This window comes from Vicinamibacterales bacterium, from assembly GCA_036012125.1.
Classification (GTDB): Bacteria; Acidobacteriota; Vicinamibacteria; order Vicinamibacterales; family UBA823; genus UBA11600.
In genome coordinates this window covers 56,858-72,742 of sequence record DASCOS010000034.1, presented here as the reverse complement: position 1 = coordinate 72,742, position 15,885 = coordinate 56,858, and the positions used below count along the sequence as shown (strand labels likewise).

The following is a 15,885-nucleotide window of genomic DNA, read 5'->3' as shown; positions in this document are numbered from 1 at the left end:
GTAGCGTAACTAGTTTAAATCTATAAATCTATAGTCGACAAAGAATTAGCTCACCGTTCGACAATCGTGGCGCTCGTCAGTTGTGCGATGGCTGCTAGGGTAGTTTGCCCTGCGTTCAATCCGAGGCGAAAATCGTCATCATTAAAGGTTGAAAAGACGTCTGTTGGCTGGTGCCAGTGGGGGTCCCAACCGGCTCCAATCTGGGCGCCGCGCTCGTTTTCACGCAGGCTTATCGCTGGAACGAGATTCATGAACGGAGTGGAATCTGTATTGGTCATATGCGGACCGACTGACGCGGGATAGTCGGTCGCGTAGGCGTCGTTGGCTGCCTTGAAGAAGAAGGCTAACTCACGTGCTTCATCGGCTAGATCGGCTATCGACTGGAATTCAATATTCACGTCAGCTTCACGGCGTTGATCACGGCTGACAGTGCCGTCTGCCCGCGGTGGCCCATGGTCGAACATCATCATGTCGTGCTGAATCATGCCGAGCCAACGAGGTTCGGGAAAACGACCGGAACCCGGCGGGTTTTCTTGGCCTTGCAGGTCTTGCCTTTGCTCGACATAGGCACGAGCACCGTTGAGGCCGGTCTCTTCGTTATTCCACAGTGCGAAGCGAATTGACCGTTCCACTTCTACGTCCGGGGCGTTGAAGATGCGGGCTAACTCCATAACGAGCGCGGTGCCCGAGCCATCGTCATTCGCCGCTTCTCCCCACCCATGGCCATCCATGTGCGCGCCGATGATGTACATCTCGTCAGGGTGAGTCGTTCCAATCTTTGTGCAGTACACCTCCTGCCGTGGACCGTTTGCTGCCGGTTCACTATTCAACTCACGAAGCCGTTCGTCGGGTTGAGCCATTGGGTCATTCGTCACACCGGTGCGACCTCGGTAGCCAAAAATGGAACTTCCACCAGGTCCCGAGCCATTTCGGCCAATCCGTCCGCCTGTCGGGGTGCCGTCGGTCTGGTTAAGCTCAGCAACGCTGGGGCGCCGTCGACGGCCTCCTCCTCCCTCTCTGGGTGGCGGGTCGTAGACGTAGTCGATTCGTTCCGTGGTCGTGCAGCCGACAGACTGGAGTTGCTGTTCAATCCAGTCAACGGCATCTCGATTCCTCTTGGTGCCCTGACGGCGGTCACCGAACGCCGTGAGACCTTTGAGCGTGGTCTTGAACTGCTCGAGTTCCAATCGGCTGACAAGCGTGCGGACGTCGTCGTTAGCTGCCGGGTCTTCTTGGGCGTGAATCACGGTGATGCCGAAGCCTGTCATCAATGTCACGCTGAAAACGAGATTGAGTGTTTTACGCATGGCTCACTTTCTTAGTCTGTGCACACTCCCCACGGGAGGTACCTCGTCGGTCTTCAGACAACTCCTGATAGACCGCAGTTAAAAAACGCGCTGGATCACCCCACTGGTCATTGTATTCAGCGGTGGGATTGGCGGCAGCAGTCTCCTCGCATGTTTCGTGAATGGGAATTATAGTCGGACCAGGGACCGGAGAATCGTCATCCTCACCGAATGTAGCCAAGGCTACGAAGACGTTCAATTTCCCTTTGGTTTAGAGGCCTTTTGGCTACTGCCATTTCCTTGGCGAACTCCTCATTTCTGGCGAGTAACTCTTGCAGTACTGTTTTAGCCTCCCCGAGAATGTCCGGTGCGACCCCATCCGCTAGGTCCACCAAGTCCAATGGGTCAGTCGTGTAGTCAAAGACTTCCGCTTCGCCACTTCTCTGGAAGATGAATTTACGCCCGCCGTAGTAGAGCGCCTTCCGTCCATCAAGGTCGCTGAGTTCTGATAGCACCGTGTGCGGAGTGGCAGTGCCCTCAATTAGGCCTATGAGACTTGTGCCGCCAACTTCTTGGGACGTTGCGAGTCCAAAGTGCTCTTGGAGAGTCGGAAGTATGTCGATGAGCTGGGCAGGAGCTGAGATTCGCTGGCCTGCGTGTTGGCGGCTGGGAAACTTAATAATGAGTGGCACTCGAATCAGTTCGCTGTAGAGGAGGTTTTCACCATGTTCAAAATAGTTGTGCTCTAGGAAGGCCTCGCCGTGGTCGGCGGTCACGATGATTAATGTGGAATCGTAGAGCCCCGACTCCTTTAGGTAACGCACCACGCTACCGAGGCGGTCGTCGACACCGAGTAATTCACCGTCATAGAGGCCAACTAGCTCCTGGACATTTTCCTGGGTGAGTCCACCACTGCCTGCACGCCGTCGAATCTCCTCGCCTCCGGCTGCAGATTGCATCAGGCGCGTCATCGGCCGCTCAGAGAGGTCATCGTTGAAGATATCGAGATGGTCCTGTGTTGTGTACGGAAAGTGCAGGTCCAGTAGATGCAAATAGGCGAAGAATCGACGATCACCTAACTGATTGACCCAAGCTTTAAAAAACTGCTCTACCTCTGGGTCATGGAGTCCTGATTCATACACGTCAAATCCTTGAGCAAATCCGAGGTGAGCAGGCAAGTGTCCTTGGTTGACGAAGCCTCCAGTGGCGAATCCTCCACGTGACATGTACTCGGCTAAGGTCATGAACTCTTCCACCATTACGTGGCCGGTGGGCACGCTGCCATCGTCTTCAATCTTTTCACCGAGACGACCATCAGTAATGAGATGTTGGGACAAATAGGTGCCGGTAAAGAGTGAGACGATTGATGGCTTGGTCCAATTTGACTGCGAGATAGCCTGTTCAAAAAGTACTGCGTCGATTGCCAAGGCATCGAGATTTGGCGTTGTTGAGCGCGGGTAGCCGTAGGCGCCAATGTGATCTGCTCGAACACAGTCGAGTAATAGAATGATGACGTTCTGGGTGTTTCGGCGGAGGCCGTGTACAGCGGAGCCGGCGTCTTGTGATTGATCGGACACCGGTGAATTGGGTGCTGGTCGACACGCTGCAATGACTGAAATGACGCACGCTAAGACGACGACCGTTCGTCGTCGCGTTGGAGGACTCTTCCACATCTCTTCAACTATAGTTTCACCTTCGTCACGGCTCAAGGGTGCCGTGGTTTCGTAGCCCGTATGACGGCGAATGATTCACGACGCCACACGATTTCAACCTTGAACCCTACGCTGCACAACATCTCTACCTCTTGGTCCAAGGGAAAGTACCGGTCTTCCTTCGCCCAAGCCGAGAGGTGGCCGGTCGCATCCCGGGAGGAATAATTGCGTTCCAAGTGGCATATCCATGCCTGCATGGCTGATGTGTGCAGGTCTGGTTGGGACGGTGGCATGCAGTCGACCGAGACCATTGCCCCGCCAGCGTACAAAGCTTCTATGCACCGTTGATACTGTCGAACTTTCAATCCACGGGTCTTGATATGGTGAAGTGAGAAGGCTGCCGTGATGTAGTTGGCGCGTGGCAGGGCTCCGCGTGCAAAACTCTTTTTCTTGAGTTCGACGCCTGGTCGCTGCGTTGCACGCAACCGTTGAGCCGCAACCGCGAGCATCTCAGAATCCGTATCGAGTCCAATCAGTCGACCCGCGGGAACAGCTTCCAGGCAAAGTTTGGCAAGGCCGCCTGTGCCGGTTCCGAGGTCGACGATTAATGGCGAAGTGAGCCGCGGCTGAAGTGCGCCAGCAGCTACTGAGAGCATCTCTCGGTAGTAGGGAATGAAGGTGTAAATTTTCCGATCGTATTCGGCAACCCGGATTCGTAAATGACTAGCAACGGACATCAGGATATCCACATAGTAAGGCTACAGATTTGACCGGAACAACGATCACTGCTGTGTCATACAGACGATGGAGGCTCTGGTGGTTTACCGTTACCCGCAGGTGCCTGCGGGAAGATTATGGACATCAGCCAGAGCAGCCCAGCGATAACCAGAACTAGCGCTCCCCACTGCAGGACGTTTGCCACCAGTGAAAGATTCCACTGAGGTGGCTGGAGCGACAGGTCAAACAGGGCTAGCGCGCGCGCTCGCTCGCTCATCCAATGCCACCCTGTATGAGCCACTAGTGCTGACAGGAGGACGGCGCCGATACGCTCCGGCACTACGCGGAATAATAGTCCGAGCGCTGGGATCAGAACCACGAGGACCATTAACTGACCTAACTCGACCCCGACGTTGAAGGAAAGAAGGGACATCAATAGGTGGGGGCCAGCAAACTGGAGCGTTTCACGTAGGGCGAATGAGAATCCGAATCCATGAACAAGGCCAAATCCAAAGGTGATTAACCAGCGACGGCGGAGCTTCACCCCGACGATGTTTTCCACTGCCATGTATACGATTGAGAGGGCTATCGCCGTTTCGACAAGCGGTGGAAACCATGCTGCGGCTGGTGCGAGGTCGAACGCGGATGCAATCAACGTCACCGAATGGGCCACGGTGAACGAAGTCACAATAGCAACCAACGGGCGAAGACGTCTAAATGGAATTACGAGACAGGCTAGGAAGAGTAAATGGTCAATTCCGTCGAGGATGTGTTCAAACCCGAGGGCCACGAATCGGAAAGCCGCTTGGTGCCACCTCGGGTCGAGTCTGACTAAACCGGGATTTCCTAAATACTCGAACGGGCGTACGGTGCCGTCGGGTAATACAAGGCGTAAGACCGTGACGGTTCGTAGGCCTAATCGCGCGAGGGTTAAGTCTGTTGAAAAATTGGACTGGTCGGAGCTAATCGGATATTCGAACATCGCGTCGAGCAACCCATTTTCAAAGTAAACGTTTGTTTCATTTGACAATGGCTGCTGTGTGATACGTGCTAGGGCTTCGTCGTAGGTTGCGAACGAACGGTCGGTTGGGTGCGATACCTGCACAGCAACGAGGTCCTGGCCAGTCAGTAGAGTGTCCTCCTCGTAGACGTTCAACTCGTCGCCGACCCACACCATAATCGCGTCCCGCAACATCGACTCCGCTGCCTCAACGTCGATGTATCCTTCCTCGCGCTGGGGGAAGTTAAAGTCCTGCATCGCAACGAGCGGCACACGGATTAGCATGCGCAAGCGCTGGCCCTGAGCCTTGACGATCGCCTGAACGGTGACGTCAGCGGGAATGTCGTGGGTCGATATGGTGGCCGGTTGTAAGAACAGGAGGCCTCCGACCAGAAGCACCAGGACTCTGAACCTCCGTTCAGGCCGAGAGGGCACTGATCGTAAGTGACTGTAAGAAATTGATGATAAGTAAGATAAGCAGTCTCCCAAGTGCTTGGGACACGAGAATGGAGGACAGAAACGGCGAACTAAGGAAATTGGGTGCATTCGAGCGGATCGCCAGTATACTTTATGCCCGCTGTCGCTAGCGGGCCTTGGGGTGTTCCTCGGTCCGGTGGGTCGGCAGTGTAGAGATCGGATCTTCGTAAGGGGAGGACGGGATGAAGCGGAATCAGAAGCTTTTGGTCGGGGCGTCATTAGCCACGCTCCTCATTGTGCTTGGGTGTGGTCAAGCTATGGTTGACGAGGAGGCCCCGGAAGAGGCCCAGGGCCAGCAGGTGCCGATGTTTGAGGTCGACCCGCTGTGGCCGAAGAACTTACCGAACCATTGGCTGATGGGGCCGACGATTGGCGTAGACGTTGATTCGCAGAATCATATTTGGGTGGTGCATCGGAACACCCCGGACCAGTTCGTTGCGCGAACCGAAATCGGCCTGGCGCAGGACCCGCCGCTGGCCGAGTGCTGCCAGCCTGGTGACCCCGTTCTTGAGTTCGACCAGGAGGGGAACCTCGTCGGATCCTGGGGTGGGCCTGGCACGGAGACTTCTGATGAGTACGTGTGGCCGCTGTCGAACCACGGGATCACCATTGACCACATGGACAACGTGTGGATCGGTGGGAATGGTGGTGCTGACTCACATGTCCTCAAGTTTACGCGTGACGGCACCTTCATCAAATCTTTCGGCGTGTTTGGTGCCCGTCAAGTTGGTGAAAGCGATGGTCGGCCAGTCTTTGAGCGTGACAGCCACGATCCGGTAAGTTTCGGGCGTGTCGCGAAGATCGGGATCGATGCTGAAGCGAACGAAGCATATTTTGCCGACGGTTACTTTAATAAGCGGGTCGCTGTAGTCGATATGGATTCTGGCGAGATGAAGCGATATTGGGGTGCATACGGCAATCCGCCTGACGATTCAGTTGACCTCGGTCGATACTCTCCCGATGAGGCGGAGCCGGCAAAACAGTTCCGCGGGCCAGTGCACTGTTCGGAGATTTCCAATGATGGCCTCGTATATGTTTGCGACCGCGCGGCAGATCGAATTCAGGTCTTCCAGAAGGATGGGACGTATGTGACTGAGTACATCATTGCTCCGGCCACCATGTCTCAGGGGTCGACTTGGGACATTGACTTCTCACCGGATCCTGAGCAGACCTTCCTCTATCTTGCGGATGGCCAGAACATGAAGGTTTACATCATCCTGCGCGAGACCATGGAAGTTCTAACGGCGTTCGGTGATGGTGGGCGGCAGCCAGGCATGTTCTTTGCCGTGCACAGTATTGCTGTTGATTCGGATGGCAATATCTACACGACAGAGACCTACGAAGGGTCTCGCGTCCAAAAGTTCGTTTATAAGGGAATGGGAAATATTCCCGAGGATGCCCAAGGCACAAATAGCCAAGGCGTTCTGTGGCCGAGCCAGTAGTAGCGGTTCGCCAGTGACAGCTTGACGGCCCGGGTATTCGCTGAAGCCGAATGCCCGGGTCGTTTTTTTGGTCACCAAGTCAGCGTTCAATGTTGACGACCACGGTTCTGGCGCCTCCTGACAACCCGTAATAACTCATACGATAGAGCCGACAAGTCGAGAAGAGTCGGTCATTTGATTCGAGAGGCATTCCTTCAGCCCTGAGTCGGCATGTAGCGGTTGGCTCCGCCTAGACTACCGCAGCGTCGGGAATTTACTTGTCGTCTAGGGTAATTCCGATTTCCCGTTCTTTTCAGGCAAGGTTTGTAAAACGTCGCGCCACTGGAATTTCTCGCCCATATCACGGACGTAATAGTCCATCCAGGCCATTTCACTGACCGCCTTAAGGAGGCGGTTGCGTGGATCGGGGATGCCGTGGCTCTGTCCCGGGTACATGAACAGCTCAGTAGGAATACCCAGCTTCTTGAGTGCCATGTGGAGTTCAACCGACTGTGGGCTGGGCACCCGTGGATCGCCTTCAACCACATGAATCATTGTGGGCGTTTTCGCATCCTTAATATATTTGAGTGGTGACTGGTCCCAGTACATGTCGAAATTGTCGTATAACAAATCGTCGCCTACATAGAACCGGCGGTTCCGTTGGACATCGCTTTGGGCATACATCGAAATCCAATTCATTGTGCCAGCCCCAGAGCTAATCGCCTTGAAGCGGTCGGTGTGGGTTAAGAGCCAATTCGACCAGTGTCCACCGGCACTCCACCCGAGAGCTCCCATGCTGTTACCGTCAACGACACCTTCGCTTATCAGGTAATCGACACCGGTCATGATGTCGTCGTAGCCCAGCGTGAAGTAGTCACCAACGATGTCAGTGCGGTGGGCATTGCCGTAATTTCGCGAGCCTCTGTAGTTCGGCTTCAGAATAGCGTAACCACTACCAGCATAGACTTGGGCGTTATAGCCGCCGTTAAACCGAAGGACATCAGCCGAGGCCGGTCCGCCATGAATTGCCACGATAAGTGGATAACGCTGGCCTTCTCGGTATCCAACCGGCTTCACTAAGATTCCGCCAACGAGCTTGCCGTCGGTTGACCGCCAGTTAATCTCACTCTCCTCGCCAAGTGCGAACTCAGCAACTTGGGGGTTGGCATCGACCAGTTGCACCCATGCGGACCGGTCAGCGACTTGAGTTACTTCCGGGACAGAAAAAACTGTTGGTGGAGTTTTTGGGTCAGAGTAGGCGATCAGAATCGTGTCCGTCTCCTCGTTTCGACTAACTCTGAGGGCGGCCCGCTCGCTCGTAAGTTGCTTTACCTCGCCAGTGGCGATGTCTAGGGCATGGAGTTGTGTGGTTACCTTAACGCCGTGGTTGAAGTAGATGGTGTCTCCGTTGTTGGACCAGAAATCTATACCTACGCTACCGTCAAAGGCGGCACCAAGTTTTCGAAATGGGCCGCCGCGGTCGGTCACCTCACGAATATAGACACGACTATCCGTCATCGTGTAGCGACTCATATCGTCTGGGCCCGAAAACGCAACCCACCGACCGTCGGGTGAGATGCCAAGGTCACTTTCAGCGATCTCAAAGTTTTCGGTGAGCCGTTCGATGTGTTCAGTGGAGAGTTCAAGTAGATACTGATCCGCATAGAGGCGCGACGCCGTGATGTTGCGCTCGTAGCGTTCCGTCGATCCACCCACAAAGGTTGCCCATCGGCCATCAACGGAGAGTTCAAAATCGGTCACGCTGGCGTCAGGAAGATTGGTCAACTGTCGCACGCTCTGCGAGGCCAAGTCGGTTACCCACAGGTTGGAAAACGGCGTGACTGCATTCTTGATGTCGACTGTGAAGTTCTCTTCACGACGGCGCACGTCATCTTCGTCCCGAAAATTCTGGCGAATAAAATAAATGCTCTGGCTGTCCCGGGCCCATGTCCAGTCTTCAATGCCTGCTTCTCCGTCTGTCACTTGGTCGGCGTCAGCCAGGAAGAGGTCATCTACCGGAAGTCGATAAAGTTGCTCGAGTCCGACTTCGCCGCTCCGATAGGCCAACCATGTGCCGTCGAAGCTGAAGGCGAAGTCGGCTACACCTTTTTCGACATTCGTGATCTGGCGGGCCTCTCCTCCGTCAGGCCGCATGAAATACAGTTGGTTAACAGACTCGGTTACGGGTGCGTCTCGGTCTGACGCGAACACGAAGAAACTGCTGTCACGAGACCATTGAGGAGAACTTTCATTATCATCCGTTGTGAATGTCATCTGCCGGCTTGACGGCAGGCCACCAGACATTGAGACGAGATGAATATCAACCTGGGACGTATCCTCTTGCCAGTCCGGCGTTGAAATTGTGTAGAGCATCCATTGGCCGTCTGGGCTGGGTGTCCAGGAACCTGGCCGTGCAAGCTCTTGCACATCGAGAAAGGTCATTGGCTGTTGGGTCTGAGCTGATAGGGGAGCGGTGGTGACCGCCATCAAGAGTAAGACAAAGATGAGCATGAGAGTACGTTGAGCCGGCGATACGACTGAAAACTGCATGTTGGCCTCGTTTCGCAAATGGTATTGGACGGGAAGATTATATCGGGTGGGACCTGTTATTGAACCTAGAGTCCGGCGCGGTAGTTATGCCACAGTTCGATCAGTTCAGCTGACTCTTGAGGATGGGCGCCTGTGAGGTCAGTTGATTCCCAGGGGTCTTCGACCAAGTCATAGAGCTGCCAGGCTGATTGACTGTCGGGGTTTTCATTCGCTGACTCTCGCACGAGCTTCCAGTCTCCGCGTACTAAAGCAGCACGTTCGTCCGATGTCATCCAGGGGATGACGTCGGATTCATCGTGAACTGGAGCCGTGTTGCCCCTAGCCCGGTCCCAGAACGACCGCCCTCGGATGGGGAGGACGGGCTTGCCCTGAAATTCGATTCCGGGGTGTACCGCCCCGGCGATTTCCAGGAGGGTCGGGAGCACGTCCATCACTGTTAGGTAGCCACGGTCAATGTTTCCACTTTGTGGAATCGACCTGTGGTGTAGGAAGGCTGCCGCCCGTGTGCCCCCTTCGTAGAGTGAACCTTTGACGTTTCGAAACGGAGCCGTGGTGGCCTCGGCCCATCCCCGGCCGATAGCGACGAACGATCCTTCATGGCCCATATTGGACAAGCTGTTATCCCAGTCTGTGCGGGGTATCGTTCTTGGGCGGAAACTCGAGTCGCTGCCGGACGCGCCGTTGTCTGAGAAGAAAAGAATGACGGTGTCTTCGAACTGGTTACTGGTCTTTAGGTAATCCACCATGCGACCGACATGGAAATCCATGTTTTCGACCATAGCGGCATAGAGTTCCATGGCTCGCGCCTGCTGACGTTTCGACTCGGAGTCTAGACTCTCCCACGCGGGCGCGACGCCAATGTAGTCGTTAACACTGGTGGTCTCTGGGATGATTCCGAGTTCCCGAGTGCGCTTGATGCGGTCTGCGCGGAGCACGTCGTATCCCTCGTCATAACGCCCTACAGCCCGGTCACGCCAGTCCGTCGGTGCTTGCAGTGGCCAGTGTGGTGCTGTGAACGCCAGGTAACCGAACCAGGGTTGTTCAGCGTCTTCTCCGTCACGCAATAATTCAATGAGCTTGTTCGTATAGAGTGCAGTTGAGAACCAATCATCTGGAAGTTCGACGACTTGACCGTTTTCACGATAAGCAACGATGTCAGAGGGAAAGTTGCTCGTGCCCAAGTGATTATCGCCGGCGCGGACCAGCGCATACGAGGCGTGAAAACCTCGGGCAGTAGGACTTTGTTCGTGTTCATGTCCCAGATGCCACTTCCCAGCCATGTAGGTGCGGTAGCCCGCATCTTGGAGGAGAGCAGGCAAGGGGCCCGCAATGTTGTTCGATAATACCGCTTCGACTGAATCCGTAACACCCGCCTCGCGATTCGTTACTCCCGACATGAGCATGGCTCGTGTGGGCGCGCAGCTAGGTGCAGCGTGGAAATTAGCAAAGCGAACCCCGTTCATCGCCAGCGCATCCAAACTAGGCGTGGGGATCTCGCTACCGAACGACCCGATATCGGTATAGCCCATGTCATCCGCAACGATGAGTAAGATGTTTGGTCGCGTCTTCGAGGTGTCAGGAATTCCCTTCGACCCGTATTCAGGAATGGAATTTGTAATTTGACAGCTCGAAAGAAAAACCATGGATACAAGCGCGGCAGCAAGGGATGGGTAACGGATAAGTGTCGGGTTTCTTGGCATGGGCGGTACCCAAGTGGGGATCACACGAATTATATAGAAGGACCGTGGGAATGAACGTGACTCGACGAAGAGGTAGGCAACCGCATAAGCTCAGTGCTGATTGGCCTATGTATTTCTGCTATCTGCTTCACTGTGCCGATGGGTCTCTCTACACTGGTGTGACGACGGATCTGGAACGCCGTCTCCGAGAGCATAATGGCACTGGGGGCGCCCGATATACTTCGGGTCGACGCCCTGTTCGGCTTGCATGGAAGGAAGCTCACGCCGATCGGTCGTCAGCGCAACATCGAGAGGCTGAGATTAAAGGGTGGAGTCGCAAACGGAAACTGGCGTTGGTCCGCAACGCGACAGAATAAAGTAAGCTGATGCCGAGATAGGTCTGAGCTTTATGTCCGACAATCGTGTGGCGATTGTAACTGCGGCCGGCAAAGGTATGGGTGAGGCTATCGCTCGTGAACTTGCTAGGGCTGACTACCGCTTGTCTTTGATGTCGGTCTCGGGAGCCGCCGAGACGCTCGCAGACGAGTTGGGCGCGGTCGGTGTCACTGGGTCAGTCACGGAGCCAGATGACCTGGAACGTCTCGTGAAGGTCACACTCGAACAGTATGGGCAGCTTGATGCCGTCGTCAACAATACCGGCCATCCACCGAAGGGGCCACTGCTAGATTTAACGGATAGCGATTGGCGAACTGGACTTGACCTACTTTTACTGAGTGTAATCCGGATGGCGCGGTTGGTCACACCTGTGCTAAAGGCTCAGGGCGGTGGCGCCATAGTTAACATTTCTACGTTTGCTGCCTTCGAGCCGTCAGCAGCATTTCCGATTTCAGCGACACTGCGAGCAGCGTTAGGGAGTTTCACCAAGCTTTATGCTGATACCCATGCTAGTGACGGGATTAGGATGAACAGTGTGCTGCCTGGGTTTGTGGATTCATTTCCGGTGGTCGATGAGCATCTACAGCAGATTCCGATGGGACGGTACGGTTCGGTCAATGAAATTGGTAAGACGGTTCGATTCTTGCTGTCGGCGGATGCTGGATATATTACTGGTCAAAACCTTCGGGTTGACGGAGGAATTACGCACGGGGTGTAGGGTGACTGCGTGACAGAGAGGACTTTGATATGAATTTCAGTAGACGTGAATTGATGAAGACTGTCGGGGCAGGTGCGCTAGCGCTTGGGGCTGGACAAAACATGACTGCTGACTCCAGTGGTGGTGCAATGGGAGTGCCCCCAGATTTCTCAGTCGTCAGATCGGAGTTCCCCCGTGCTGCCAAGCACCTATGGCTAGCAGCGGCCGAAACCCATCCGTTTAGTGTTCATACCCTACGAGCTCTTGAAGAGTACTCGCAGTATCGAGCGCTGGGAGCGTTAGGCCGAGATGGCTTTACCCCGGCCGAGCAGGCTGAGACAAAGCAAATGTTTGGGGCGCTTATTAATGCGAGTGCTGAGGAGATTGCTTTTGTTTTGAGTACGACTGATGGGGAGAATTTGGTTGTATCAGGACTCGGCCTGGCAGGGTTGGGTGGCAACGTAGTAATTGACGACCTTCACTTCGCAGCTTCCCGCTATCTGTATACAGCTTTAGCCGAGGCGGGCCACATCGACCTCCGTGTTGTCCGGCATCGCGATTGGCAAATCGATGTTGCCGACATGGAGCGAGCGATCGATGCGAATACTCGCTTGGTGTCAATGGCTTTGGTGTCCAACATTAATGGCTACATGCACAACGTACGTGCGATCAGTGATATCGCTCACGCTCATGGTGCTTATGTTTATGCTGACATTATTCAGGCAGCGGGTAATACCCCTGTTGACGTGCAGGCAATGGGAATCGACTGCTGTGCGTGCAGTACCTACAAGTGGCTTATGGGGGACTTTGGCTTAGGATTTTTATATGTCAAGCGCGATCTGCAGGGTGATGTGATCAAGCAAACACGATATGGCTTACGGCAAGTAACACAAAAAGACGGTCACTTTGTTCCTCGGCCTGGTGCTGCAATATACGAGGGAACAACAACGATGCCCTACTTACCGGCCGTGTGTGCACATCAGGGACTCAAGTATCTCGCGCGGCTGGGAGTTCGAAACATTCGTACACACACGAAGCGACTTGTGGATCGCCTACAAACGGAGATGCCGGGACTTGGCTATCCGTCCATTACGCCTCTAGACACACCGACGCCGATTGTCAGTTTCCTTACAGCCGAACCTGATGTTACTCGTGCCAAACTCGATCGTGCTTTCGGTCAGCGTGTGGTGTCTCCAGGTCAATGGCAGATGACTGATTCTAGTGGTACAACACAATCGGTTCGGGGAATCAGGATCGGAGTATCTGTGTATAACAACGACACGGATATCGACGCCTTTTTGAACGCGCTTGACTAGTTTTTATCTCGTCGCGGTTAATCATCCCTTCCGAGCTATCTTGTGCGCTACGTCGGCCTCTCACTGGGAATAATTACGGTTTTGCAACTGCTCATCACGTCCGACGTCTGTGCGCAGGCACTCTCGGGTGAACGGAAGCAGGCACTTGCGGTGCGCGTGAACACTGCAATTCAAGTTGATGGGCGTCTCGATGAAATCGCCTGGCAGACAGCGGCGCCCGTGGTTGACTTTATTCAGAAAGAACCGGTCGAGGGAGCGGAGCCAACCGACCGCATGGAGGTGCGTTTCATTTACGATAACACGGCGCTGTACGTCGGAGCTCGCATGTTTGCTTCGGGGCCGATTCAGTCGATGCTCAGCCGACGTGATGATGGCGCACAGGTCGAGTCGATCGAGATCGAATTAGACACGTTTCTTGATCGCCGCACGGCATACAGTTTCGGCGTAACTGCTGCTGGGGTCCGGCTCGATCATTTTCATCCAACCGACACCGAGACAAATGAGGACACTGAATATGACCCGGTCTGGCGGGCCAGGACGGAGTTTACGGTTGATGGTTGGACGGCCGAGCTGTGGTTACCATTTTCACAGCTACGATTTAATGCCCGAGATGAGCATGTGTGGGGCCTGAACATCAAGCGGGACGTGCCGTCATTGGACGAGGAGAATTACTGGACACTTATACGGCGCACAGAGACCGGCTGGGCATCTCGGTTTGGCGAGCTACACGGGCTCCAAGGAGTTACTTCCGGTCGTCGGCTTGAGGTTGTGCCCTACGTAGCGGGTTCGTCGTCGGTTAACGCAGACCGGGATTTGGCGAATCCGTTTGATGATGGCAAGAATCTTAGTGGACGGGCTGGTGCAGACTTGAAATTTGGTCTCGGTTCCAACCTCACCCTCGACGTCACAGTAAATCCGGATTTTGGCCAGATTGATGCTGACCCAGCCGAAGTAAATCTGACAGCCTTTGAAACTATTTTTCCTGAACTTCGGCCATTTTTTCTTGAGGGGAACAACGTTTTGACTGCTGGTACCGGGAACTATTACTACTCCCGACGGATTGGTGCTCGTTCGAGTGGTTCGGCTTCCGGTGATTACGTGGACTATCCCGATACGACCACGATTCTTGGAGCCGGGAAACTGACAGGCCGATTATCCTCTGGCACCTCGATCGGCCTGTTGGGTGCAGTCACTGATGAAGAGTTTGCAAAGACCTCGACCGGTGGAGAGGAAGCGCGTGTGCGGGTAACTCCGCGTTCAGCTTGGGGGGTCGCTCGGGTAATGCAAGAAATCGGAGATCAAGGTTCCGTTCTAGGGGCGCATTTAACGACATTGCACCGTGAGATGTCACCAACGGACGCACTGGCCGCACGTCTGAGTCGAAATGCTGTCACAGGTGGAGCGGATGCGAAATTACGATTTGGCGACCGGACCTACGAGGCTGACTTTGCCGCGGGATTCACACACATTGATGGGGAGCCCGAAGCGATTGCTGGCTACCAGCGGAGAAACTCCCATTTATTGCAACGAATAGACCAACCCGTGATCCGGTTCGACGGGACTCGCCGTTCGATCAACGGTGGACAGCTCAGTGCGAGGCTCAATAAAGTCGCTGGCCGGCATTGGTTATGGCGAGCAAATATACAGATCGAATCACCTGAATTCGAGCCAAGTGATTTTGGTCGCCTCAACTTCGCTGGAGACTACATGAATAGTGCGCGGGTGACGTATCGGGAGACTGCACCCGGGTCATTGTTTCGCCGCTATTCATTCACGCTGAACCTGAACCAATACTTATACTTTGACCGGGAGTTGGGGGCGCGATACAAGATCGACAGCAACAATAGTTTCACTTTCTTGAACTTTATGCGGACTGATTTGAATATCACCCGGTTTTTCCGAGGTCTAGATGCTCAACTAACACGGGGTGGACCAGTAATGGGGGTGCCACTTGGGTGGAGTTACACTTGGGTGTTGCGGAACCGCGAAACCAGCCGGACACGGTGGGGAGGTTCCGCAAACTATCAGTCGAATGAATTAGGCGACGAAACGTGGCGAATCAATGGGGGTGTCTCCTTTCGGCCTTCACCATCGTTGCAGGTTGCGATCCGCAATGAGTTTCGTGATGAGAATGGCACCCGGGGAAGTTTTCAAGGACCAATCAATCGGCAGTACCTTACGACAGTCGACGGTGGCCGGTCAGAAACCTATGGGCAGCGCTATATCTTCGGTGTTCCAGATGGCGTGACGATTTCTAGTCAATTGCGGGTCAATTACACTTTCAAGCCGGACCTGACGCTCGATGTGTATGCAGAGCCCTTTGCCGCTAGCGGCCGTTACGTTCGGTTTGGCGAGTTGCTGGTACCGCGTGGGCCAGAGCTACGCTATTACGGAACAGACGGCACGACAATCGAACCGCTTGCCGATGGCAAACAGCTCGTTACTGATGGAAGTGCAACCTTCGAGCTAAGAAACTACGATTTTAATGTGCGATCGTTTCGGAGCAATGTGGTGTTGCGATGGGAGTGGCGTCCAGGCAGCAATCTCTTTGTGGTTTGGCAGCAGAACCGAGCGAGCCGGGTCGCCGAAGGCCAAAACGTTGGCCTCGGCGACCTTCTTGGCTCGTTGTCAGCTGCCGGTGACAACATCTTCGCGGTCAAAATGACGTTCTGGACGTCTCCGTAATCTCCTCTT

10 protein-coding genes are annotated in these 15,885 nt (G+C 54.6%); 4 read left to right on the top strand and 6 right to left on the bottom strand.

Annotation, left to right across the window (positions count from 1 at the left end; genetic code table 11):
- Positions 1-50: 50 nt before the first annotated feature.
- The 4 genes from QGH09_09980 to QGH09_09965 form a co-directional block, all read right to left on the bottom strand.
- Positions 51-1,307, bottom strand: a complete 1,257-nt coding sequence (locus QGH09_09980) for a M20/M25/M40 family metallo-hydrolase (protein ID HJO18514.1) — start codon at positions 1,305-1,307, stop codon at positions 51-53.
- A 203-nt stretch (positions 1,308-1,510) separates the two neighbouring features.
- Complete coding sequence (locus QGH09_09975) at positions 1,511-2,959, bottom strand: sulfatase (GenBank protein ID HJO18513.1); 1,449 nt, start codon at positions 2,957-2,959, stop codon at positions 1,511-1,513.
- Positions 2,960-2,991: 32 nt separating this feature from the next.
- Positions 2,992-3,675 (bottom strand): class I SAM-dependent methyltransferase, encoded by a 684-nt coding sequence (locus QGH09_09970; GenBank protein HJO18512.1) that lies wholly within the window; start codon positions 3,673-3,675, stop codon positions 2,992-2,994.
- Positions 3,676-3,731: 56 nt separating this feature from the next.
- The gene (locus tag QGH09_09965) at positions 3,732-5,054 is read right to left on the bottom strand and encodes a HupE/UreJ family protein (protein HJO18511.1); all 1,323 of its coding nucleotides are present in this window, start codon (positions 5,052-5,054) and stop codon (positions 3,732-3,734) included.
- Positions 5,055-5,314: 260 nt separating this feature from the next.
- On the opposite strand from QGH09_09965, the gene QGH09_09960 reads away from it, so the two are divergent.
- On the top strand, positions 5,315-6,574 hold the full coding sequence (locus QGH09_09960) for a hypothetical protein (protein ID HJO18510.1): 1,260 nt from the start codon (positions 5,315-5,317) through the stop codon (positions 6,572-6,574).
- Positions 6,575-6,838: 264 nt separating this feature from the next.
- Here the strand turns inward: QGH09_09960 and QGH09_09955 are convergent, their stop codons facing one another.
- Together QGH09_09955 and QGH09_09950 are read right to left on the bottom strand one after the other, a co-directional pair.
- Positions 6,839-9,103 carry a S9 family peptidase gene (locus tag QGH09_09955; GenBank protein ID HJO18509.1) on the bottom strand — a complete coding sequence of 755 codons (2,265 nt, stop codon included), beginning with the start codon at positions 9,101-9,103 and terminating at the stop codon, positions 6,839-6,841.
- Between the two features lie 65 nt (positions 9,104-9,168).
- Entirely contained in the window at positions 9,169-10,803 is a 1,635-nt protein-coding gene (locus QGH09_09950) for an arylsulfatase (protein HJO18508.1), read from the bottom strand.
- A gap of 388 nt (positions 10,804-11,191) precedes the next feature.
- Here QGH09_09950 and QGH09_09945 point away from each other — a divergent pair, with 388 nt between their 5' ends.
- From QGH09_09945 to QGH09_09935, 3 genes are read left to right on the top strand one after another with little or no spacing between them, the layout of a single operon-like run.
- On the top strand, positions 11,192-11,896 hold the full coding sequence (locus tag QGH09_09945; GenBank protein ID HJO18507.1) for an SDR family oxidoreductase: 705 nt from the start codon (positions 11,192-11,194) through the stop codon (positions 11,894-11,896).
- 29 nt (positions 11,897-11,925) lie between these two features.
- Positions 11,926-13,191 carry an aminotransferase class V-fold PLP-dependent enzyme gene (locus QGH09_09940; protein HJO18506.1) on the top strand — a complete coding sequence of 422 codons (1,266 nt, stop codon included), beginning with the start codon at positions 11,926-11,928 and terminating at the stop codon, positions 13,189-13,191.
- Positions 13,192-13,233: 42 nt separating this feature from the next.
- Positions 13,234-15,876 carry a DUF5916 domain-containing protein gene (locus QGH09_09935; protein HJO18505.1) on the top strand — a complete coding sequence of 881 codons (2,643 nt, stop codon included), beginning with the start codon at positions 13,234-13,236 and terminating at the stop codon, positions 15,874-15,876.
- Positions 15,877-15,885 lie beyond the last annotated feature (9 nt).

What these genes read in the sequence shown, in the direction of transcription:
- QGH09_09980 (HJO18514.1), bottom strand. Translation starts at nt 1,307, where the DNA reads ATGCGTAAAACACTCAATCTCGTTTTCAGCGTGACATTGATGACAGGC.
- QGH09_09955 (HJO18509.1), bottom strand. Translation starts at nt 9,103, where the DNA reads ATGCAGTTTTCAGTCGTATCGCCGGCTCAACGTACTCTCATGCTCATC.
- QGH09_09950 (HJO18508.1), bottom strand. Translation starts at nt 10,803, where the DNA reads ATGCCAAGAAACCCGACACTTATCCGTTACCCATCCCTTGCTGCCGCG.
- QGH09_09945 (HJO18507.1), top strand. Translation starts at nt 11,192, where the DNA reads ATGTCCGACAATCGTGTGGCGATTGTAACTGCGGCCGGCAAAGGTATG.
- QGH09_09975 (HJO18513.1), bottom strand. Translation starts at nt 2,959, where the DNA reads ATGTGGAAGAGTCCTCCAACGCGACGACGAACGGTCGTCGTCTTAGCG.
- QGH09_09960 (HJO18510.1), top strand. Translation starts at nt 5,315, where the DNA reads ATGAAGCGGAATCAGAAGCTTTTGGTCGGGGCGTCATTAGCCACGCTC.
- QGH09_09970 (HJO18512.1), bottom strand. Translation starts at nt 3,675, where the DNA reads ATGTCCGTTGCTAGTCATTTACGAATCCGGGTTGCCGAATACGATCGG.
- QGH09_09940 (HJO18506.1), top strand. Translation starts at nt 11,926, where the DNA reads ATGAATTTCAGTAGACGTGAATTGATGAAGACTGTCGGGGCAGGTGCG.